The following is a 20,504-nucleotide window of genomic DNA, read 5'->3' on the forward strand; positions in this document are numbered from 1 at the left end:
TCATCGGCGTGCGCTCGAATCGCGCGCGGCGAGCCCGACGCGAGCCTCAGGCGAGGGGGCGTCGTCCGCAGGATTTCGGCCCTCGCGGTCGCCGTCGCCCTCGACGATCGGAGCGTCGGTCACGGGCAGCACAAGAACGATCCGACCCGGCGCGCCGTCAAGGGCGGGCTCTCTGTCCAGGCGGCCGCCGTGCAGCTCCATCAGGTTCTTGCACAAAGCGAGGCCGACGCCGGCGCCGGTCAACTGCCCGGCGCGCGCCCCGGCCTCTTCGCCGATGGCGCCGATCCGCTCCACCCCCAGAAGGCCGTGGCCGGGATCGCCGACGGCGATATGGATCGCCGCGTCGACCCGTCGGGCGACGACGCGCACCTCTGAGCCTTTCGGCGCATAGGCGATCGCCGTGGAGAGAATGCGTCCGATCGCCTGCCGCAGGCGGCGCTCGTCCGCGTCCAGCGCGCCAAGCGCTCCCGCGATCTCCATCGACAGCGTGACGCCGCGCTCCGCCGCTTCTCGCGTCGCGGTTTCGCCGATTTCCTGCAGCAGATCGCCCAGACGCACGGCGCGGCGCTCGATCGCCAGATAGCCGGCCTGCAAGGCGGCCAAATCCAGGATGTCGTTGATCAGCCCCGCCAAATCCTGCGAGGCGGCGTGGATATGACCCACCTGTTCGCGCTGACGCTCGTTCAACGGACCGAACAGCTGCTCGCGCAACAGCTCGGTGAAGCCCAGGATCGCGTTCAGCGGCGAGCGCAGCTCATACGAGATCGAGGAAATGAATTGGCTCTTCAGGAGGTCGGCGTTCTCGAGCGCCGCGTTGCGCTCCTTGAGCGCGCGCTCGACCCGCACAGTGTCGGTCACGTCGAGATAGATCAGCAGGCATTGCGCGTCCGGCAGCGGCACGTAGGCGAAATCGACGATCCGATTGGTGCGCAGCTCCATCCGGCCGGAGTGCGCCTGCGGCTCGGCGATCGACAGCACCATCTTGCGCTTCGCCGCCTCCCAATCGTCGACCTCGGGCAGCACGGGGCGGGCGGATTCGACCAACTCGGAGATGTGCGGCTCGCTCGCCAGCCATTCCGGGTCCTGAAGGAAAAGCCGGGCGAAGCCGTCATTGGAGAGCCGCAGCCGGCCGTCCGGACCGAACACCGCCACCGCCTCATACAAGGAATCGAGGGTCAGCCGCTGCACCGCCGTCAGCGTGTTGTGCGAGCGCTCGAGCGCGACGCGCGCGGTGACGTCCTCATAGACGAAGATCAGCCCGCCCTGCGGGTGCGGCGAGGTGGTGACGCGGACCGTCCGCTCGTCGGGCAGATGCAGGAGATCCTCCTGCGGTTCGATCAGCGAGGTGAACAGGCGATCCTGCCGGCGCTTGAAGGCGGGGAAATCCACCATCTCCGGCAACACCCGGCGTTCGCGCATCAGTTCGAGCACCTCGCCCAGGGTCGGACCGGTCTCCAAGCGCTCATTGGGCAGATCCCAAAGTTTCAGAAACGCGCTGTTGTGAAAGGTCAGACGGCGATCGGCCGAATAAATCGCGATGGCCGCATCCAGGCGCTCCAGCACTTCTCCGTGGGCGGCGATATATTCCCCGAGCTTCTCCTGCAGCCCCTCCAGGGCGCTGACATCCTGGGCGTAGCCGATCAGGCGTCCGGGCGCAGCCGGCGCCGGGGCCTCGGTCAAATCGAGGAGCCTCCGCTCCCCGTCCACCACGACGTAGTGGCTTTCGCTCTGGGCGACGCCGGTGCGCGCGGCGCGTTCGGCCAGCTCCCGGCCGCGCTCTCCGCCGAGCTCCGGCCCGTGATCCGCGATCCGCCCGGGCGTCGCCCCGACGACGCGCGCATAGGCCGCGTTGCCGCCGAGCAGGCGCTGGGTTTCCCGATCGCGCCACCAGACCGGCCACGGCAGGCCCTGCAGCAGGCTCTGCACCTGGCCGAGTTCGAGAATTCGCTCGGCGTAGCGTTCGGCCAGCATTGCGGAGTCGCTGACGTCCAGGAGCCAGACCAGCCGATCCAGTCCCGAAGCGCGCCCGCGCATCTCGAAGACGCTGAGCCCGTCGACGCGCTCGACCGTAAGCTCGAACGGCGCGCCCTGCGTGATCAGGTCGTCAAGCGCGTCGGAGAGCGCGCGGCGGCCCTCCGAGGCGAGCTGGTTAAGCACTACCTGGGGGGCCGGATCGACCGTCTCGTCGAGCCCCAGCATCGCGGCGCCGGCCGTGCTTAGGCGCCACGCCCCGCGATCGGATTCGCGCCGCCAAAGCCCGACAGGCGCCTCCGCCATCTCGCGGCGCAGACGATCGCGATCGCGCAGACGCGCGCGCCGGACCAAACCATAGGCGCCCAAGGCCGTCGCCGCGGCGGAGGCCGCGGCGGCGACCGCCACGGCCCCGGTCAAGCTCAACGCCTCCATCGCTCTCGTCCGACCCCTTCTGCGCTCCCGCCTCTTGGCGCCGGGATGGTACGCGAGGGCGCCGCAGGGCGTACAGACTTTTCAACCGCTTACCAAACGAAACGCCCCGCCGGACGGACCGGCGGGGCGTTTTGCGGTCGCGATCGCGATCGCTAGGTCGGATCAGTAGCGGTAGGTCTCGGGCTTGAAGGGGCCGTTGACCGGAACGCCGATATAGGAGGCCTGCTTCTCGTTGAGCTGGGTCAGCATGGCCCCGACCTTGTCGAGATGCAGCGCCGCCACCTTCTCGTCGAGATGCTTGGGCAGAACGTAGACGTCGTTCTTGTACTGGCCGTCCGAATTGTTCTTCCACAACTCGATCTGCGCCAGCACCTGGTTGGTGAAGCTGGCGGACATCACGAAGCTGGGATGGCCGGTGGCGCAGCCGAGATTGACCAGCCGACCCTCGGCGAGCAGCAGCATCTTCTTGCCGTCGGGGAACTCGATTTCATCGACCTGCGGCTTGATGTTCGACCACTTGAAGTTCTTCAGCGCCTCGACCTGGATCTCGCTGTCGAAATGGCCGATGTTGCAGACGATGGCGCGGTCTTTCATATCGCGCATATGGTCGACGGTGATGACGTCCACATTGCCGGTGGCGGTGACGAAGATGTCGCCGCGCGGCGCCGCGTTCTCCATCGTGACGACCTCATAGCCCTCCATCGCGGCCTGCAGCGCGCAGATCGGATCGGCCTCGGTCACCAGGACGCGGCAACCGGACTGACGCAGGCTGTCGGCCGACCCTTTGCCGACGTCGCCGAAGCCGGCGACGACCGCAACCTTGCCGGCCATCATCACGTCGGTCGCGCGGCGGATGGCGTCGACCAGGCTCTCGCGGCAGCCGTACTTGTTGTCGAACTTCGACTTGGTGACGCTGTCGTTCACATTGATGGCCGGGAACATCAGCGTCCCTTCCTTGGCCATCTGATACAGGCGATGGACGCCGGTCGTGGTCTCTTCGGTCACGCCCCTGATCGCCTTGGCGGTCTGCGCGTACCAGCCCGGCTTCTCGGCCAGGCGCTTCTTGATCGCGGCGAACGCGGCGCGCTCCTCCTCGTTCTGCGGATTGTCGAGGACGCTCGCGTCTTTCTCCGCCTTCATGCCGAGATGCAGCAGCATGGTGGCGTCGCCGCCGTCGTCGAGGATCATGTTCGGCGCGCCGCCGTCCGACCACTCCATGATGCGGTGGGTGTATTCCCAGTAGTCGTCCAGCGTCTCGCCCTTGACCGCGAAGACGGGCACGCCGCTCTCGGCGATCGCCGCGGCGGCGTGATCCTGGGTCGAATAGATGTTGCACGAAGCCCACCGCACGTCGGCCCCGAGCGCGGTCAGGGTTTCGATCAGCACCGCGGTCTGAATCGTCATATGCAGCGAGCCGGCGATCCGCGCGCCCTTGAGCGGCTGCGCCTTGGCGTACTCCTCACGGGTCTGCATCAGGCCGGGCATCTCAACCTCGGCCAGCTCGATCTCCTTGCGCCCCCAGGAGGCCAACGACATGTCTTTTACGACGTAATCTTCAGCGGCCATGCTCCGCTCCTCGCTTTCTGCAATCGTGAAAGACGCGCCAAGAGATGCGGCGCGTCATCGGGACATATAGCGTCGTCCGCCCGCGGATCAGCCCCGGGGCGGACGGCGCGACCGCGCGGTCTATAGCAGGCGGGCCGGCGCTGCGGCAAGCCGGGCGGCGAACTGGGCGGCGGACTGGGCGGCGGACTGGGCGGGCCGCCGCGGAATCCGGGCGCGTGACGCCGCGCTCGGGGGTTGTGCCAAAAATGCAACATTCCTGCGCTTGTTGCGCTGCAATGCGGCCCGCCCTCTCGACAAGTGCGCCCAGATCGGGCAATTAAAATTGCATGCGTTTCGGCTTTCCATCGCGCGCTGCGCGCCGACCGGACGCGCAGGTTACGTCACGGCGTGCGGGCCGCTCGGGTCCGCTCCGTCCTTCACATCGTGAGCCAGGGGCCACACAGAATGATCAAGAACTTCCAGCGCATCGCCGTCGCCGCGCTCGGCGCGGCCGCCCTCACCGCCGGCGCGGCGGGCGGGGCCTCGGCCGATTCGGACCGCGAGGGCTACTATGTCGGCGTCAGCGCCGGCTACAACGCGCCAGAGGATTCGGACATCGACGGCGGCACCTTCAACCAGGAGGCCGAGATCGACGACGGCGTCGGCTTCGCAGGCGCGGCGCTCGGTTACGATTATCTCGGCCCGCTGCGCGGCGAGTTGGAGCTGGGTCATCGTTTCAACGATCTCGACTCGGTCAGCGGCGTATCGGCCCAAGGCGACGTCGACGTCACCTCGCTCATGATCAACGGCTTCTACGACTTCCACGGCTTGATTCCGAGCGTGACGCCCTATGTCGGCGCCGGCCTCGGCTTGGCGCGCGCGGAAGTCAGCGGCGCCAACCCGATCAACGGGCAGAGCGCCAGCGACCTCGACACCGTGCTGGCGGGTCAGCTGCTCGCCGGCGCGGCGCTGCGCCTGACGGACAGCATCGATTTGACCGGCCAGTACAGCTACTTCCTGACCGACGACGCGGATCTGACGCTGGCGAACGGCCAGGACTTCTCGGCCGAGTACAGCGCGCACACCGTCGCGATCGGCCTGCGCTTCAGTTTCGCCGAGCCGGAGCCGGCCCCCGAGCCCGCGCCGGAGCCCGTCGCGGAGCCCGCGCCGGAGCCGGAGCCCGCGCCGGAGCCTGAGCCCGAGCCGGAGATCGTGCGCAACTTCATCGTCTTCTTCGATTGGGACAGCGCGGCGGTGACGCCGGAGGCCATGGACGTGCTGCGCGAGGCCGTCGGTTACGCCGAGCAGGGCAACGTCGCCCGCATCGTCCTGACCGGCCACGCCGACACCTCGGGCCCCGCGACCTACAACATGGGGCTGTCCGAGCGCCGCGCGGCGGCCGTGCGGACGGAAATCGTCGGCCTCGGCTTCGACGGCGGGATCGAGACCCGGGCGCGCGGCGAGACCGAGCCGCTGATCGAAACCGGCGACGGCGTGCGCGAGCCGCAGAACCGCCGCGTCGAGATCATGCTCGACTAAGTCAGGCGCGCTTCGGCGACGCTTAAGGACCCCCGGCGCCCTCGGCGCCGGGGGTTTCTTATTGCGGCCCCTCGCAATCCCCTCCACGGGGCGCTACATTCCAGCCCATGGCGATGAGCGACGAAACGGCTATGGCGAGCGCGTCGTCCGCGCGCCCGGGCGGCAAGGGCGCCGGTGCGGCGGCCAAGGGCGCCCGTCCGGCCGGACCGCAAACCCAGGTGCATGCGCAGCTCGCCAATCGGCGGGCCGTCATCAACCGTCAACAGTTGACCGAGACGTTGGACCGCGCGGCCGCGCAGGCCGAGAGCGCCGACGCCCGGCGGCAGGCGTGGCTCACCGCGCTGAAGCAGGCGCTGAAGGACGGCCGCGCCGAGGTCGAGCGCCGCTTTTTCCGGGATCAAGACGGGGCCGCGGCGGTGGCCGGCAACTGTTTCCTGGTGGATCAGCTTCTGCGCGTACTCTACGACGCCGCCACGACCCATCTTTACCCAGCCGCCAACCCGACCGAGGCGGAGAAGCTCTGTCTCGTGGCCGTCGGCGGCTACGGACGCGGCGAACTGGCTCCCTATTCAGACATCGACCTGCTGTTCCTGCACCACTACAAGCCGTCCGCCCGGATTGAGCAGCTGGTGGAGGAGATGCTCTACATGCTGTGGGATCTGGGGCTGACGGTCGGCCAGTCGACCCGCTCGATCGACGAATGCGTGCGCCAGGCGAAGGCGGATTGGACGATCGCGACCGCGCTGCTGGAGGCCCGCTACATCTGGGGCGAGAAGCCCTTCTTCGCCGAATTGAAAGCCAGTTTCCGTCGCCAGGTGATGGACCAGAACGGCCCCGATTTTCTGGAAGCCAAGCTGGCCGAACGCGACGAGCGGCATGAGCGGCTCGGCGATTCGCGCTACGTGCTGGAGCCGAACATCAAGGACGGCAAAGGGGGGCTGCGCGATCTGCACACGCTCTTCTGGACGGCCAAGTTCCTCTACAAGGTGGAGGACATCGAGGAGCTCGCCCCGCTGGGCGTGCTGACAGGCGGCGAGGTCGAGCGCTTCCGTAAGGCGCAGCAGTTCCTCTGGACGCTGCGTTGCCATCTGCACTATCTGGCCCGTCGACCGGAAGAGCGGCTGACCTTCGACGTCCAACCGGAACTCGCCCGGCGCATGCTGTACACCGACCACGCCGGCGCGTCCGGGGTGGAGCGCTTCATGAAGCACTACTTCCTGATCGCCAAGGAGGTGGGCGACCTGACGCGGATCTTCCTTGCGGCGTTCGAGGCGCAACACAAACGCAAATCCCTGTTCCGCCTGCCCGCCAATCTGTTCCGACGCGAAGTCGACGGGTTTCCCATCGAAAGCGGCCGGATGAGCACGCGCAGCAAGAACCATTTCGCGGACGCTCCGATCGACATGCTGCGGCTCTTCCTCGTCTCGCACGAGGCGGGGTTGCCGATTCACCCGGACGCCTTGGCGCAGGTGACCCGCAATCTGCGCCGCACGCCGAAGCTGCGCGAAGACCCGGAGGCCAACGAGATATTCCTTCAGATCCTGACGCACGAGCGCGATCCGGAGGGCGTCTTGCGCCAGATGAACGAGTGCGATCTGTTCGGCAAGTTCCTGCCGGACTTCGGGCGCGTCGTGGCCCAGATGCAGTACGACATGTATCATGTCTACACGACCGACGAGCACACAATCCGCGCCATCGGGATCTTGAACCGGATCGAAGCCGGTCGTTTGCAGGAGGATCACCCGGTCGCGACCGAGGTGATCCAGCAGGTCCAGTCGCGCCGGGTGCTCTACGTCGCCCTGCTGCTGCACGACATCGCCAAAGGCCGCGGCGGCGATCATTCGGAGCTGGGCGCCAAGGTGGCCAAGCGCGTATGCCCGCGGCTGGGCCTAAGCGAGGACGAGACGGAAACCGTGGCGTGGCTGGTGCGCTATCACCTCGCCATGTCCATGACCGCGTTCAAGCGCGACCTGGACGATCCCAAGACGCTGTTCGACTTCGTCGATCTGGTGCAGTCGCCGGAGCGGCTGCGTCTGCTGTTGTGCCTGACGGTGTGCGACATCCGCGCGGTCGGCCCGAACGTCTGGAACAACTGGAAGGCGACCCTGTTGCGCGAACTTTATTGGCGCGCGGAAGAGGTGATGACCGGCGCCGCCTACAAAGAAGGACGGCGCAAGCGCGCCGCGATCGCCCGCCAGAAACTGGCCCACGCGCTGCACGAGGCGGACTGGCCGCAGGACGCGATCGATCGGCATCTGGAGCGCGGGCCGGACGGCTATTTCCTGTCGATCGATCATGACGCGCTGGTCCGCCAGGCGCGCATCGTGCGCGACGCGGAGAACCGGGAGGCCGAGCTGACGCTGGAGACCCGCGTCGACGAAGCGCGCGCCGTCACCGAGGTGACGATTTACTGCGTCGACCATCCGGGCCTGTTCTCGCGTCTGACCGGCGCGCTCGCGGTGGCGGGGGCCAGCATCGTCGACGCCAAGATCGCGACGTTGAACAACGGCATGGCGCTTGATCTGTTCCTGATCCAGGACGCGGACGGCGGCGCCTTTGCGCGCTCGGACCGATTGGCGAAGCTCTCGGTGCTGGTTGACCGGGCGCTGTCCGGATCGCTGAAGCCGGCGGAGGAGTTGGCCGGCAGGGCCGCGCAAGGCGTCGCCAAACGCTCTCAGGTCTTCTCGGTCGCGCCGCGGGTGATCATCGACAACAAGGCGTCCACCGCGCACACGGTGATCGAGGTCAACGGCCGCGATCGACCGGGGGTGCTTCACCAGTTGGCGTCGGCGCTCACCAAACTCGGCTTGCAGATCGCGACGGCCAAGATTTCCACCTACGGCGAACAGGTGGTGGACGTCTTCTACGTGAAGGACGTCTTCGGCATGAAGGTCGACCATCCCGGCAAGCTGGACGCCATTCGACAGGCGCTGTTGGCCGTGCTGATCGACCGGGCCGAGGGGGAGGAGACCCCGGCCGGCCCCGCGACCCCGCTGCGCGGCGCCGCGCCCAAGCTTCCGGCCGGCAAGGCCCGCAAGCACGCCGCCAAGGCCCGCGCCGCGAAATCGGCCGCCAAGGCGAAGGGCAAGACCAAGCCGGCGGCCAAAAAGGCGCCGGCGAAACCCAAGGCGGCGGAGTAGGGTTTAGCCCCGCGGCGCTCTCGCGCTTGCGCTCCCGCCGCCCCGTGGGGAGGCCCGAGGCCCCGATGACCCTGTTCGAGCCCTTCCGCCTTCCCTGCGGCGCCGTGCTGCGCAATCGGATCGTCAAAGCGGCGATGTCCGACGAACTCGGCGACGGCGCGGGCGGAACGACGGCGGCGCAGCGCCGGCTCTACCAGCGTTGGGCCGAGGGCGGCGCGGGCTTGTCGATCGTCGGCGAGACCCAAATCGTCGCGACCCATCCGGAGAATTGCTTGAACCTGCTGCTCGCGCCGATGCAGGACGCCGCCGGTCTGCGCGCGCTTACCGAGCGGGCGACCCAGGCCGGCGCCTCGCTATGGGCGCAGCTGGGCCATGCCGGCGCATTGGCGGCGCCGCTTGGCGCCCCGGTAAAGGCGCCGTCCGCGCTTTCGGCGGAGGGCGTGGAAGCCGTCGCTATGACGTCCGAGGAGATTGCGGCGCTGCCGGCCCAGTTCGCCGCCGCCGCCCGCAACGCGGTCGCCGTCGGCTTTACGGGCGTCGAAGTCCACGCCGGCCACGGCTTCTTGTTGAGCCAGTTCCTCTCGCCGCTGTTCAACCGGCGCGACGACGACTGGGGCGGCGACGCCGAGCGTCGCTATCGTGTGGTCGGGCGAATCATCGACGCCGTCAGGCGGGCCGTCGGGCCGAAGATCCCGATCGGGATCAAGATAAACGCGACGGATCAATTGGAGGGGGGCGTCGAGCGTGCGGACTTCTTGACGACGGTCGGGTTGCTAGACCGTTCCTCGATCGACCTGATCGACATCAGCGGCGGCGCCTATTTTCCCGGCGCGAAGGCGGCGAGCGACGGCGCGGCCAAAGGACCCTATTTCCTTCAGGCCGCCGAGGCCGCGCGGTCGCTCACCCGCAAGCCGCTGATGACGGTCGGCGGCTTCAAGCGGTTGGCGCAGGCGCAGGACGCGCTCGAAAGCGGCGTCGTGGACCTGATCGGTCTCGCCCGCGCGCTCGCGCTCGACCCGGATTTACCCAAGGGCTGGGCCGAGCGGGGCGCCGACGCCGATCCTAGCTTCCCGCGTTTTGACGATCCGCCCGCCGGGGGGATCACCGCCTGGTACACGCGGCGCCTAGCAGCGCTCGCCAATGACCGCGACGGGCCTGCGCCAAGCGCCCTCGACGAGGCCGTGAAGGCGGTGGAGACGGCGCGCGACGCGGCCTCCGCGCGGTGGCGCGCGGTCCATGCGGCGTCCGATTAAGACGTCGCCCGGCGGTCAGAGCCGCCGTTCGATCGCATCCCAAATCTGGGCTTCCAGACAGACCTCGTCGTAGCGATTGACCTCCTGCAGGCCGGTCGGCGACGTGACGTTGATCTCGGTCAGGTAGCCGCCGATCACGTCAATGCCGACGAAGATCAGACCGCGCTCCTTCAGCATCGGGCCGATGGCGGCGCAGATCTCGCGGTCGCGCGCGGTCATCTCGTCCTTCACCGCCTTGCCGCCGACATGCATGTTGGAGCGGCTCTCGCCCTCGGCCGGGATGCGGTTGATCGAGCCCGCCGGCTCGCCGTCCACCAGAATCACGCGCTTGTCGCCCTGGCGCACGGCGGGCAGATACTTCTGCACCATGAAGGGCTCGCGCGGGAAGGCGACGGCGAACATCTCCAAAAGCGAGGCCAGATTCTCGTCCCCCTTCTGCAGCCGGAAGACGCCGGCTCCGCCGTTGCCGAACAGCGGCTTGACGATGATGTCCTCGAACTCAGCCCGGAACGCCTCGACGTCGCTCTTGCTGCTGGTGATCAGCGTCGGCGGCATGAATTCCGCGAATTGCGTGACCAGCAGCTTCTCCGGCGCGTTGCGCACATGCGCCGGGTCGTTCACCACAAGCGTCTTCGGGTGGATGTGCTCCAGGATGTGGGTCGCAGTGATGTAGCCCATGTCGAAGGGCGGGTCCTGGCGCATGAGCACCACGTCGACGTCCGTTCCCAAATCCAGCGTCGTCTGGTCGCCCAGCGTGTAGTGGTCGCCCTTGACCCGGCGCAGGCTCATCGGCCGGGCGTGGGCCCAGACCTCGCCGTCGCGAAAATTCAGATCGGTCGGACGATAATGGAACACCTCGTAGCCGCGCTTCTCCGCCTCCAGACCGAGCACGAAGGTGCTGTCGCCGTCGATGTCGATGGTCTCGATCGGATCCATCTGGATCGCGACCCGCCTGGCCTCGCTCATGGCCTTCCCGCTCCGTGGTTCAATTGATCTTGCGCCGCAAATCGTCGATCAGCGCCGCCGCCTCCTGGCGCGCGTCCTCCCGGCTTTCCCGTTCCCTGTAGATTTCCAGCGCAGCGATCGCCGTGCGGAAATTGCCGATATGGGCGTTGACCAGCCCCGCTTCGCGCCACAGGGCGGCGCGCTCCGGCGCGATGGTCAGCATGCCGTCCAGAATCTCCGCCGCGCGGTCGAGCTGCTGGCCCTGGATCAGGCGGAGTTTCAGATTGTTCTGCAGGCGCAGCAGCACGTCCTTGTCGTCGGCCGCCTCGTAATGCGCGGCCTCGAGTTCGGCGTCGGCGCCCAGCGTCTGCTTGATCAGCGCGCGCAGCGAGGCCGCATCAAGCGCCGCGCCGTCGTTGAACGGATCGATCACCGCCCGCGCGCCCGCGCTTTCCAGCCGCACCAGAAAATGGCCCGGGAAGTCGAGACCGGAGGCCTCGAAGCCGACGGCGCGGGCGGTCTGGATGTAGAGCACGCCGAGCGACACCGGCAGCCCTTTGCGCCGGTCGATCACCCGGATCAGGTTGGCGTTCTGCAGGTCGTCATAGGTCTCGCGGTCGCCCTGATAGCCGTGCAGGCCGAACAGGACGTGGGTCAACGCATCCTGCGCGTCCTCGACCGACAGGCGGACGCCGGGCTCGTCGCCGACGATCGCGCGGACGTCGGCGGCCAGCCGGTCCAGATGCTCGCGATAGGGGGCGAGCTTCGCGGCCGGCGCCTCCAACGCGGCGAGCGCGAGCGCGCCCTGGGCGAGGTCGATGCGCTCCCCGCCGTCCGCTCGGCCGATCGCCTGGAGGAGCTTCCGAGCCTCAGGCTCCGGGGTGTGATCGGCGAGACTCACGAACTCGGCTCCGGCGCGGGGGTCTCGTCCGGCGCGTCGGGCTTGTTCAACTCCGCCTCCAGCGCCGCCAGCAGCGTGGCGCGGCGCGCGCCGTCCTTCAACAGCATGTGGCTGACGATGCGCCGAACGTTGGGGATGGTGCGGGCGTGCGCCTCGACGCGCGCGATCTCGGCCTGACTTTGCGCCACGCCGAAGAGATAGAGCGTCCCGCCGACCGCCTGAAGATTGTAGTTCACCGCCTTCACATCGGCGTCGAAGGTGATCTTGGCGCGCAACTCGCTCGTGATCCGGATGTCGGCGGTGGTGTCGATCGTCCCGACGCCCTCGCCGATCAGCACCTCGTTCACCACGTCGACGATCCCGTCGGTGGCCCAGGCGACGCGCACGGCCTCCACGCGATCGTCCGGCTCCGGCACGATCCCGGTCAGCAGCACGCGGCCCTCATAGACGTCGACATTGACCCGGCGGAAGGTGTCGAAACTGTAGTCGGCGAGACGCTTCTTGACGCCGATCTCGTCGGCCTCGTCGCGCACCGCCTGCTCCAGCCCGCGCTCCTCCATCGCCGCGCTGCCCGCCATCGCGCCCGCGCCCACGGCCACGCCGACCGGCGTGCAGCCGCCCAGCAGGGGGAGCGCGGCGAGCGCGGCGAGCGCGACGGCGGCGGCGCGAAGCGTGGCGGGGGCGAAGAACATGGTCGTCATGAAAGGGGGCGGGCCCGGTCCGGCGATTTGTGACGGTCGATCTTAACCCTAGGGCCGCCGGGCGTCGGCGGCAATTCCTGCGGCGCCCTACTCCGTCAGATCGTCCCAGAACTCCTTCACCTTGGAGAAGAAGCCTTCGGTCTGCGGGTTCTGGTTCTTGCCGCCGCCTTCCTTGCGGAACTCCTCCAAGAGCTCCTTCTGGCGCTTGGTCAGCTTCACCGGCGTCTCGACCATGATCTCGATATACATGTCGCCGCGCTGGTTGGCCTGCAGCACCGGCATGCCCTTGCCGCGCAGGCGGAACTGCTGGCCGGTCTGCGCGCCTTCGGGGATCTTCACCTTGGCGCGTCCGCCGTCGATCGTCGGCACCTCGATGTCGCCGCCCAGCGCCGCGTCCGCCATTTCGATCGGCACGCGGCAGGCGAGGTCGGCGCCCTGGCGCTGGAAGATCCGGTGCGGCGCCACCGACAGAAAGATGTAGAGGTCGCCCGGCGGCGCGCCGCGAACGCCCGCCTCGCCTTCGCCGGCGAGACGGATGCGCGTGCCGTCCTCGACGCCGCGGGGGATGTTGACGTTCAGCGTCTTGTCCCGGTGCACCCGGCCCGCGCCGTTGCAATCGCCGCACGGCTTGTCGATCACGCGCCCTTCGCCCTGGCATTGCGGGCAGGTGCGCTCGATGGTGAAAAAGCCTTGGCTGGTGCGCACCTTGCCGTCGCCGCCGCACGTCCCGCAAGCGACCGGCTGCGCGCCTTCGGCCGCGCCGGAGCCCTCGCAGGTCTCGCACGGGACCGAGGTCGGCACCTTGATCTCGACCTTGCGGCCGTGGAAGGCGTCTTCCAGGCCGACTTCCAGATTGTAGCGCAGATCCGCGCCGCGCGGGCTCGACCCGCGGCGCCGGCCGCCGCCGCCGCCCATGAAGTCGCCGAACATCTCCTCGAAGATGTCGGTGAAACCGCCGAAGCCGGCGCCCCGGCCGCCGCCGAAGCCGCCGCCCTGCTCGAACGCGTCATGGCCGAAGCGATCGTAGGCCGCGCGCTTCTGGTCGTCCTTCAGCGCCTCGTAGGCCTCGCCCACTTCCTTGAACTTCTGCTCGGCCTCTTCATCGCCCGGATTGGCGTCCGGGTGGTACTTCTTGGCCAGCTTGCGATAGGCGCTCTTCAGCTCGTCCTTCGAGGCGTTTCGATCGACGCCCAGGATCTCGTAATAGTCGCGTTTCGCCATCGCGGATAATCCCCGTCATCCCCTCGCTCGACGGTCGGCTCTCAAGTCCCAAGCGGAAACCCGGCCGCCGAACGGCGAAAGGCCCCGGGAGAGCGTTCCCCCGGGGCCTCCGCCGGTCTTCGGACTTATTTGTCCTTCTTGTCGTCGTCCACTTCCTCGAAGTCGGCGTCGACGACGTCGTCCTGCCCCTTGCCGGAGGCTTCGGAGGCGTCGGCGCCGGCTTCGGCGCCGCCCTCTTCGCCCTGCTGGGCCTTGTACATCGCCTCGCCGAGCTTCATGGACGCCTGGCTCAACGCCTCGGTCTTCGACTTGATCGCCTCGGCGTCTTCGCCGTCCTTGGCGTCCTTCAGCTCCTGAAGCGCCGTCTCGATGGCGGACTTGTCAGCCGGATCCAGACCCTCGCCGTGGTCCTTCAGCGCGGTCTCAGTGGTGTGGATCAGGCTGTCGGCCTGATTGCGCGCCTCGACCAGCGACTTCTTCTTCTTGTCCTCCTCGGCGTGGGACTCGGCGTCCTTCACCATGCGCTCGATCTCGTCGTCGTCGAGACCGCCGGAGGCCTGGATGCGGATCTGCTGCTCCTTGCCGGTGCCCTTGTCCTTGGCCGAGACGTTGACGATGCCGTTGGCGTCGATGTCGAAGGTGACCTCGATCTGCGGCACGCCGCGCGGCGCGGGCGGGATGCCGACCAGGTCGAACTGACCCAGCAGCTTGTTGTCCGCCGCCATCTCACGCTCGCCCTGGAAGACGCGGATGGTGACCGCCGACTGATTGTCCTCGGCCGTCGAGAAGGTCTGCGACTTCTTCGTCGGAATCGTCGTGTTGCGCTCGATCAGGCGCGTGAACACGCCGCCCAACGTCTCGATGCCGAGCGACAGCGGGGTGACGTCCAGCAGCAGCACGTCCTTGACGTCGCCCTGCAGCACGCCGGCCTGAATGGCGGCGCCGATGGCGACCACCTCGTCGGGGTTCACGCCGCGGTGCGGCTCCTTGCCGAAGAAGTTCTTCACCGCCTCGATCACCTTGGGCATCCGGGTCATGCCGCCGACCAGGATGACCTCGTCGATCTCGCTGGCCTTCAGGCCGGCGTCCTTGAGGGCGCCCTTGCAAGGATCGATCGTGCGCTTCACCAGACCTTCGACCAGCGCCTCGAGCTTCGAGCGGCTGAGCTTGATGTTCAGGTGCTTCGGCCCGGACTGATCGGCGGTGATGAAGGGCAGGTTGACGTCGGTCTGCTGCGCGGAGGAGAGCTCGATCTTCGCCTTCTCGGCGGCCTCCTTGAGGCGCTGCAGGGCCAGACGGTCCTTGCGCAGATCGATGCCGTTCTCTTTTTTGAACTCCTCCGCCAGATAGTCGATGATGGCGATGTCGAAATCCTCGCCGCCGAGGAAGGTGTCGCCGTTGGTCGACTTCACCTCGAACACGCCGTCGCCGATCTCCAGGATCGAGACGTCAAAGGTGCCGCCGCCGAGGTCGTAGACCGCGATCGTGCCGGTGCCCTTCTTCTCGAGCCCGTAGGCGAGCGCGGCCGCCGTCGGCTCGTTGATGATGCGCAGCACCTCGAGGCCCGCGATCTTGCCGGCGTCCTTGGTGGCCTGGCGCTGCTGGTCGTTGAAGTAGGCCGGGACGGTGATGACCGCCTTGTCGACCGTCTCGCCCAGATAGCTCTCGGCCGTCTCCTTCATCTTCTGCAGAATGAAGGCGGAGACCTGAGAGGGCGCATACTGCTCGCCCCGCGCCTCGACCCAGGCGTCGCCGTTGTCGGCCTTGACGATCTTGAAGGGCATCTGGTCGCGATCCTTCGCGACCTCCTTGTCCTCGAAGCGCCGGCCCATCAGCCGCTTGACCGCGTAGAGCGTGTTCTCCGGATTGGTCACCGCCTGGCGCTTGGCCGAATGGCCCACCAGACGCTCGCCGTCTTCCGTGAAGGCGACCATCGAGGGGGTCGTCCGCGCGCCCTCGGTGTTCTCGATGACCTTCGCGTCCTTGCCGTCCATCACGGCCACGCACGAGTTCGTGGTGCCGAGATCGATGCCGATAACCTTACCCATTTCGCTTTCACCTCCGATTTCAAGCGGGCGTCGCCGAGCCTTGTGATCCAAGCGCTGTCTCGGACGCCCCTTCTCTGCAAAGGTCCGATGCGCCGTCCGTCTCGGGGCCGAGCGTACGGCCGGGAAGGCCGGGATGTGACGGCGTCGGTTCCGCGGGCTATATAGGCAGGGCGAGCGAGCGCTGCAACCTGACGGCCCGGAGAAAGATGGGTCGGAGAAAGATGGGAACGCCGATGCCCGCCGAGAGCCGTGAGCCTCGCCCGATCGACCGCCGTCCGATCGACCGCCGTCCGATCGAGCCGCCCGCGCCGCAAGACGGCGCCGGCGGCGCGCGGCTATACGAAAACGCGCTGGACGCGACGGCGCAGGCGGCGCTGGCGGAGACGGTGCGCCGCGCGTTGGCCGACGCCCCGCTGTTCCGGCCGACCATGCCCAGGACCGGCAAGCCGTTCAGCGTTCGGATGACCAATCTGGGACCGCTCGGCTGGGTGGCCAGCAAGGAGGGCGGCTATCGCTATCAGGGGACTCATCCGGAGACGGGCGCCCCCTGGCCCGCGATCCCGGATCAGGTGCTGGCGGTCTGGCGCGAGGTGACGGGCCTGCCTTTCGATCCCGAGGCCTGCCTCGTCAACTGGTACGGACCCGACGCCAAGATGGGCCTGCATCGGGATGAGGATGAGGACGCGCAGGACGTCCCCGTCGTGTCGATCTCGCTCGGCGACGAGGCGCGCTTTCGCCTCGGCGGACCGGAACGCAAGGGGCCGACGACGTCGCTCCGCCTGCGCTCCGGCGACGTGCTGGTGCTCGACGGGCCGGCGCGGCGCTGTTTTCACGGGGTCGATCGGATCTATCCCGGGACCTCGACGCTGTTGGAGGGGCCGGGGCGGATCAACCTGACGCTCCGCCGGGTGACGCGGCCCGGCTAGCGGCCCGACCCTTCGCATTTCCCTCGAATGCCCGCCTTAGTCTCGCCTTGGTCCGCCCCTTTTAAGGATGGGCTCGCCTCCCCAAGTCCGGTGTTGCGACCGAGGGGCGGGCGCACGATGCGAGACTGAGACGAACCAACCAAGGGGGTCCAAGACCGATGATGTTCGCCAACCACCCGAGCGCATTCCGCCGCATCGCCGCGGCGATGGCCTTCACCTTCGCGCTGATCAACCTGCCGATGGGCGCCGCCCAGGCCGGCATGGTCGCTACAGATCAAGTCGTCGAGCAGAGCGCCGGCGCCGAAGCCGTCGAGGCGCGCGAGACCGTGGGCGCCTTCCTGGCCCGCGACGACGTCCGCCAAGAGCTGCAGGCGATGGGCGTCGATCCGTCCGAGGCGCAGGCCCGCGTCGCGAGCCTGAGCGACGCCGAGGCCGTCGATCTCGCCAACACGATCGAGGAGGCGCCGGCCGGTCAAGGCGCGCTGGGCGCGATCATCGGCGCCGGCGTCTTCATCTTCGTCGTGCTGCTGATCACCGATCTGCTTGGCTTCACCAGCGTCTTCGACTTCACCAACAAGGGATCGGCGAACCCGAGCTGATCCCGGCGTGCTGCGCGATCATCCCGTTGGGCCGATGTCGATAGGATCGATCGTCAAGACGGGGGCCGCCGCCTTGAGGGCGGCGGCCCTCGTTTTTCTGTGCGCAGGTCTCGCCGCCTGCGCCGGGACGCCGGTCGCCGACCGATTGACGGCGGCGGAGACGCGGCCCGACGATCTGCCGGTGCGCGCCGAGCTCGCCGCCACGCCCTTCTTCGCCCAGACTGCGTTCTATTGCGGGCCGGCCGCGCTGGCGGCCGTGCTGAACGAAACGGGCCTTGAGACCACGCCAGAGGCGCTTGGCGCGCGGGTCTTCACCCCCGGCCGCAAGGGCAGCCTGCAGGCCGACGTGGTGACCGCCGCGCGGCGGGCCGGACGCCTCGTCCTGCCGGTTGCAAGCATGACGGAGGGGCTGGAGGCCGTCGCGGCGGGCGATCCGGTGCTGATCCTGCAGAATCTGGGCCTCGAGGCCGCGCCGCAATGGCACTACGCGATCCTCATCGGCTACGATCTGGACGCCGAAACGGCGATTCTGCGCAGCGGCACCACCCGCCGGCTGGTCGAGGATCTGGCGACGCTGGAGCACACCTGGCGGCGCAGCGGCTTCTGGGGCCGCGTCGCCGCCGCGCCGGACGGGCCGGTCCCGACGACGGCGCGCGCCCATGACTGGCTGGCGGAAGCCGCCGGGATCGAACGCGCCGGCCTGGGCGCGGAGGCGCTCGCCGCCTATCGCACCGGCGCCGATCACTGGCCGCAGGACGGTCGCTTTCCGCTGGCGCTCGGCGGCGCGCTGTTCGCGCAAGGCGATCTCGCGGGCGCGGAGAAGGCCTTGCGCGAGGCGGTCGCCCGGTCGCCCTCAAGCGATGCGGCCCTCAACAATCTCGCCTATGTGCGCTTCCGCCAGGGCGCACTGGAAGACGCGGAGGAACTGGCCCGCCGCGCGATCGACCTGGACGGGCCGAACCGAGAGGCCGCGCGGGAGACCCTGGCGGAGATCCGGGCCGCCCGCGCGTCATAAGGCCTCTCACGCGGCGGCGGCTTTCCGCCGGGGCAGCAGAGGCGCGGCCAACAGCGCCAGAAAGCCGACGTTCAAGACGGCGTTGAACCACGCGCCCGCCAGGACGGAGCCGATCCCGTCGGCGACGAACCAGGCCAGAATCCCCGGCAACAAGAGGGCGCGCGCCAGCGCTGGGTCGCGCGGGAAGACGCGGGCGCCGACCAGATAGACGGTCCAGCCCCAGCCGACCATCAGGCCGCCGGCGATCGCCGCCAACAGCCCGGCGTCGGGGCCGAACGCCGCCGGCGCGCCGTCGAGCGGCAGGAAGACGAGGTCGAGCAGAAACGTCAGGGCCGGCGCCCCGAGCGGCGTCACGCCGACGATCATCGCAAGCCCGGTCGCGGCGACGATCAATCCGCCGGCGCGAATCATCGCAGCGCAGGTCGCAAGGGAAGCGGTCATGCGGGTTCTCCTTTATCGGTCGATGGGGGTGCGCCCTCTATGCGCCCTCTCGCGACCGGCGAACAATTACCCGTGAGGTAAGCGTTTTCCCGCGCCGGCTGGGCTATGCTGGCGGGCATGAGCGACGGATTCGCGACACGCTTGAAGGAGTGGCGCCGGCGTCGACGGATGAGCCAGCTGACGCTGGGCTTGGCCGCCAACGTCTCCGCCCGGCACATCTCCTTTCTGGAGACGGGCCGCGCGCGGCCGAGCCGCGGGATGGTGTTGAGCCTGGCGGAGCGGCTGGCGGCGCCGCCGGCGGTCCGCAACGCGATGCTGCTCGGGGCGGGCTTCGCGCCGATTTACGGGTCGCGACGCTGGGACGACGCCGAGCTGGCGCCGGTACGCGCGGCGGTGGATCGGCTGTTGACGCGCCACGCGCCCTATCCCGGATTCGCGATCGACCGGCATTGGCGCCTGGTGCAGACGAACGCGCCGGCGAGCGCCTTGTTCGGGACCGTCGGTCTGTCGAGCGGCTGCGACCTGATCGCGGCCTTGACGCCCGGCGGCGCGCTGGCGCCGATGATCGAGAATATCGAGGAGGTGCACGCCTATATGGCCGCGCGGCTCAGGACCGAAGCGGCGCATCTGGGCGGCGACGCCGTGCTGGAGGAGGCCGCGGCGCGGCTGACGCAGGCGGCCGGTCCGCCCGCGTCAGCCGACGGCGCCCTGTTGCCGGCGGCGGCGGCGACCCGACTGCGCGTCGGCGATGCGACGCTCTCGCTTTTCTCCACCGTCGCCCAATTCGGCGCGGCGGACGACGCGACGCTCGCCGACCTGCGGATCGAGTTGCTGTTCCCGGCCGACGCGCCGAGCGAACGCTGGCTGACGCAGGCCTTCTCGGCCCTTGCAGACCCGCCTCCGCGCTAGTATAAGCCCGCGGTTCCGGTCCGGGCGCAGTGCGTGCGGGCCCGGTTACTTGTTCGCGGCGCGTCCGGGCCTTTTGGGTATGCCCGGCCGCCATGAGGAGCGGGAGGCGATGCGTTTCGACGGATCGCGCCTCCCCGAACCGACAGCGTTAATGGAGTGTCGCGAAATGCCCAAGCTGAAGAACAAGAGCTCCGCCAAAAAGCGGTTCAAGATCACGGGCAAAGGCAAGGTGCGGTTCTACAGCGCCTACCTGCGCCACAACACGTCGAACCGGCCGATGCAGATGAAGCGTCAGAACCGCGGCGGTCAGATCATGGCCGACTGCGACGCCCGGATCGTGAAGCGCAATTTCCTGCGCGCGTGATCAGACCCCTTTGGACGTGAGGAGCTAAGACAATGGCGCGAGTCAAACGGGGCGTCACCACGCACGCCCGGCACAAGAAAGTCATCAAGGCCGCCAAGGGCTATCGGGGCCGTCGGAAGAACACCTTCCGGGTCGCGAATCAGGCCGTGGAGAAGGCCGGGCAGTACGCCTATCGCGACCGCCGCGTGAAGAAGCGCGAGTTCCGCGCGCTTTGGATTCAGCGGATCAACGCCGCCGTGCGCGAGGCGAGCGAGCAGCAAATGACCTACGCCCGCTTTATGGACGGCATCAAGAAGGCCGGGATCGATCTCGACCGGAAGGTGCTCGCCGACATCGCGGTGCATGAGCCGGACGCCTTCAAGGCGCTGGTCAAGCAGGCGCAGGCGGCCCACGCGTAATCAGGGGCGTACGGCCGCCTCGCGGCCGTCGACCTCCAGCGCGATCGATCAAGGACCGGCCGGTCCGTCTTCCGCCCTTCGGGCGGGCTGGCGGACGGGGGCCGGTCCTTTTCGTTCGTCCCCGCGCCGGCCGGCCCCTTCCGCGCCTCCCTT

General features: G+C 68.5%; 17 protein-coding genes. 9 read left to right on the forward strand and 8 right to left on the reverse strand.

What is annotated here, in order from left to right; all coding sequences use genetic code 11:
* Both RIB45_RS05635 and ahcY read right to left on the reverse strand, forming a co-directional pair.
* On the reverse strand, nt 1–2,406 hold the full coding sequence (locus RIB45_RS05635; RefSeq protein ID WP_350049254.1) for a PAS domain-containing sensor histidine kinase: 2,406 nt from the start codon (nt 2,404–2,406) through the stop codon (nt 1–3).
* A gap of 162 nt (nt 2,407–2,568) precedes the next feature.
* Entirely contained in the window at nt 2,569–3,972 is a 1,404-nt protein-coding gene (gene ahcY, locus RIB45_RS05640; RefSeq protein WP_350049255.1) for an adenosylhomocysteinase, read from the reverse strand.
* A gap of 444 nt (nt 3,973–4,416) precedes the next feature.
* Between ahcY and RIB45_RS05645 the strand changes: the two genes are divergently transcribed.
* The 3 genes from RIB45_RS05645 to RIB45_RS05655 all read left to right on the forward strand — a co-directional run bounded on the left by RIB45_RS05645 (nt 4,417) and on the right by RIB45_RS05655 (nt 9,883).
* Nucleotides 4,417–5,490 carry an OmpA family protein gene (locus RIB45_RS05645; RefSeq protein WP_350049256.1) on the forward strand — a complete coding sequence of 358 codons (1,074 nt, stop codon included), beginning with the start codon at nt 4,417–4,419 and terminating at the stop codon, nt 5,488–5,490.
* 107 nt (nt 5,491–5,597) lie between these two features.
* Nucleotides 5,598–8,630 (forward strand): [protein-PII] uridylyltransferase, encoded by a 3,033-nt coding sequence (locus RIB45_RS05650; protein WP_350049257.1) that lies wholly within the window; start codon nt 5,598–5,600, stop codon nt 8,628–8,630.
* Nucleotides 8,631–8,695: 65 nt separating this feature from the next.
* Nucleotides 8,696–9,883 carry an oxidoreductase gene (locus RIB45_RS05655; RefSeq protein WP_350049258.1) on the forward strand — a complete coding sequence of 396 codons (1,188 nt, stop codon included), beginning with the start codon at nt 8,696–8,698 and terminating at the stop codon, nt 9,881–9,883.
* A 15-nt stretch (nt 9,884–9,898) separates the two neighbouring features.
* Here RIB45_RS05655 and gshB read toward each other — a convergent pair whose 3' ends face one another.
* From gshB to dnaK, 5 genes are all read right to left on the reverse strand, one after another.
* Nucleotides 9,899–10,849: a glutathione synthase gene (gene gshB, locus RIB45_RS05660; RefSeq protein ID WP_350049259.1), complete on the reverse strand. Its 951-nt coding sequence runs from the start codon at nt 10,847–10,849 to the stop codon at nt 9,899–9,901.
* A 19-nt stretch (nt 10,850–10,868) separates the two neighbouring features.
* Nucleotides 10,869–11,729 carry a SirB1 family protein gene (locus RIB45_RS05665; protein WP_350049260.1) on the reverse strand — a complete coding sequence of 287 codons (861 nt, stop codon included), beginning with the start codon at nt 11,727–11,729 and terminating at the stop codon, nt 10,869–10,871.
* Nucleotides 11,726–12,430, reverse strand: coding sequence for a BON domain-containing protein (locus RIB45_RS05670; RefSeq protein WP_350049261.1), 705 nt, complete (start codon nt 12,428–12,430; stop codon nt 11,726–11,728). The genes RIB45_RS05665 and RIB45_RS05670 overlap by 4 nt, the downstream gene beginning before the upstream one ends.
* An 87-nt stretch (nt 12,431–12,517) precedes the next feature.
* Entirely contained in the window at nt 12,518–13,651 is a 1,134-nt protein-coding gene (gene dnaJ, locus RIB45_RS05675; RefSeq protein ID WP_350049262.1) for a molecular chaperone DnaJ, read from the reverse strand.
* A 125-nt stretch (nt 13,652–13,776) separates the two neighbouring features.
* Nucleotides 13,777–15,699, reverse strand: coding sequence for a molecular chaperone DnaK (gene dnaK, locus RIB45_RS05680; protein ID WP_350049263.1), 1,923 nt, complete (start codon nt 15,697–15,699; stop codon nt 13,777–13,779).
* Between the two features lie 233 nt (nt 15,700–15,932).
* Between dnaK and RIB45_RS05685 the strand changes: the two genes are divergently transcribed.
* The 3 genes from RIB45_RS05685 to RIB45_RS05695 all read left to right on the forward strand — a co-directional run bounded on the left by RIB45_RS05685 (nt 15,933) and on the right by RIB45_RS05695 (nt 18,239).
* Nucleotides 15,933–16,625, forward strand: coding sequence for an alpha-ketoglutarate-dependent dioxygenase AlkB family protein (locus RIB45_RS05685; protein WP_350049264.1), 693 nt, complete (start codon nt 15,933–15,935; stop codon nt 16,623–16,625).
* Nucleotides 16,626–16,783: 158 nt separating this feature from the next.
* The gene (locus RIB45_RS05690) at nt 16,784–17,224 is read left to right on the forward strand and encodes a PA2779 family protein (RefSeq protein ID WP_350049265.1); all 441 of its coding nucleotides are present in this window, start codon (nt 16,784–16,786) and stop codon (nt 17,222–17,224) included.
* 34 nt (nt 17,225–17,258) lie between these two features.
* Nucleotides 17,259–18,239, forward strand: coding sequence for a PA2778 family cysteine peptidase (locus RIB45_RS05695; RefSeq protein ID WP_350049266.1), 981 nt, complete (start codon nt 17,259–17,261; stop codon nt 18,237–18,239).
* A 6-nt stretch (nt 18,240–18,245) separates the two neighbouring features.
* Here RIB45_RS05695 and RIB45_RS05700 read toward each other — a convergent pair whose 3' ends face one another.
* Nucleotides 18,246–18,680: a hypothetical protein gene (locus tag RIB45_RS05700; protein ID WP_350049267.1), complete on the reverse strand. Its 435-nt coding sequence runs from the start codon at nt 18,678–18,680 to the stop codon at nt 18,246–18,248.
* Nucleotides 18,681–18,797: 117 nt separating this feature from the next.
* Here RIB45_RS05700 and RIB45_RS05705 point away from each other — a divergent pair, with 117 nt between their 5' ends.
* From RIB45_RS05705 to rplT, 3 genes are all read left to right on the forward strand, one after another.
* Nucleotides 18,798–19,589, forward strand: a complete 792-nt coding sequence (locus RIB45_RS05705) for an MmyB family transcriptional regulator (protein ID WP_350049268.1) — start codon at nt 18,798–18,800, stop codon at nt 19,587–19,589.
* Between the two features lie 166 nt (nt 19,590–19,755).
* Nucleotides 19,756–19,953, forward strand: coding sequence for a 50S ribosomal protein L35 (gene rpmI, locus RIB45_RS05710; RefSeq protein ID WP_350049269.1), 198 nt, complete (start codon nt 19,756–19,758; stop codon nt 19,951–19,953).
* Between the two features lie 32 nt (nt 19,954–19,985).
* Nucleotides 19,986–20,351, forward strand: coding sequence for a 50S ribosomal protein L20 (gene rplT, locus RIB45_RS05715; RefSeq protein WP_350049270.1), 366 nt, complete (start codon nt 19,986–19,988; stop codon nt 20,349–20,351).
* Nucleotides 20,352–20,504 lie beyond the last annotated feature (153 nt).

Source organism: Marivibrio sp. (assembly GCF_040218065.1).
Lineage (GTDB): Bacteria > Pseudomonadota > Alphaproteobacteria > UBA8366 > Aestuariispiraceae > Marivibrio.

Excerpts from the sequence above, each read along its gene's own strand:
- RIB45_RS05635 (WP_350049254.1), bottom strand. The coding sequence starts at position 2,406 with ATGGAGGCGTTGAGCTTGACCGGGGCCGTGGCGGTCGCCGCCGCGGCC.
- ahcY (WP_350049255.1), bottom strand. The coding sequence starts at position 3,972 with ATGGCCGCTGAAGATTACGTCGTAAAAGACATGTCGTTGGCCTCCTGG.
- RIB45_RS05645 (WP_350049256.1), top strand. The coding sequence starts at position 4,417 with ATGATCAAGAACTTCCAGCGCATCGCCGTCGCCGCGCTCGGCGCGGCC.
- RIB45_RS05650 (WP_350049257.1), top strand. The coding sequence starts at position 5,598 with ATGGCGATGAGCGACGAAACGGCTATGGCGAGCGCGTCGTCCGCGCGC.
- RIB45_RS05655 (WP_350049258.1), top strand. The coding sequence starts at position 8,696 with ATGACCCTGTTCGAGCCCTTCCGCCTTCCCTGCGGCGCCGTGCTGCGC.
- gshB (WP_350049259.1), bottom strand. The coding sequence starts at position 10,849 with ATGAGCGAGGCCAGGCGGGTCGCGATCCAGATGGATCCGATCGAGACC.
- RIB45_RS05670 (WP_350049261.1), bottom strand. The coding sequence starts at position 12,430 with ATGACGACCATGTTCTTCGCCCCCGCCACGCTTCGCGCCGCCGCCGTC.
- dnaJ (WP_350049262.1), bottom strand. The coding sequence starts at position 13,651 with ATGGCGAAACGCGACTATTACGAGATCCTGGGCGTCGATCGAAACGCC.
- dnaK (WP_350049263.1), bottom strand. The coding sequence starts at position 15,699 with ATGGGTAAGGTTATCGGCATCGATCTCGGCACCACGAACTCGTGCGTG.
- RIB45_RS05685 (WP_350049264.1), top strand. The coding sequence starts at position 15,933 with ATGCCCGCCGAGAGCCGTGAGCCTCGCCCGATCGACCGCCGTCCGATC.
- RIB45_RS05690 (WP_350049265.1), top strand. The coding sequence starts at position 16,784 with ATGATGTTCGCCAACCACCCGAGCGCATTCCGCCGCATCGCCGCGGCG.
- RIB45_RS05695 (WP_350049266.1), top strand. The coding sequence starts at position 17,259 with ATGTCGATAGGATCGATCGTCAAGACGGGGGCCGCCGCCTTGAGGGCG.
- RIB45_RS05700 (WP_350049267.1), bottom strand. The coding sequence starts at position 18,680 with ATGACCGCTTCCCTTGCGACCTGCGCTGCGATGATTCGCGCCGGCGGA.
- RIB45_RS05705 (WP_350049268.1), top strand. The coding sequence starts at position 18,798 with ATGAGCGACGGATTCGCGACACGCTTGAAGGAGTGGCGCCGGCGTCGA.
- rpmI (WP_350049269.1), top strand. The coding sequence starts at position 19,756 with ATGCCCAAGCTGAAGAACAAGAGCTCCGCCAAAAAGCGGTTCAAGATC.
- rplT (WP_350049270.1), top strand. The coding sequence starts at position 19,986 with ATGGCGCGAGTCAAACGGGGCGTCACCACGCACGCCCGGCACAAGAAA.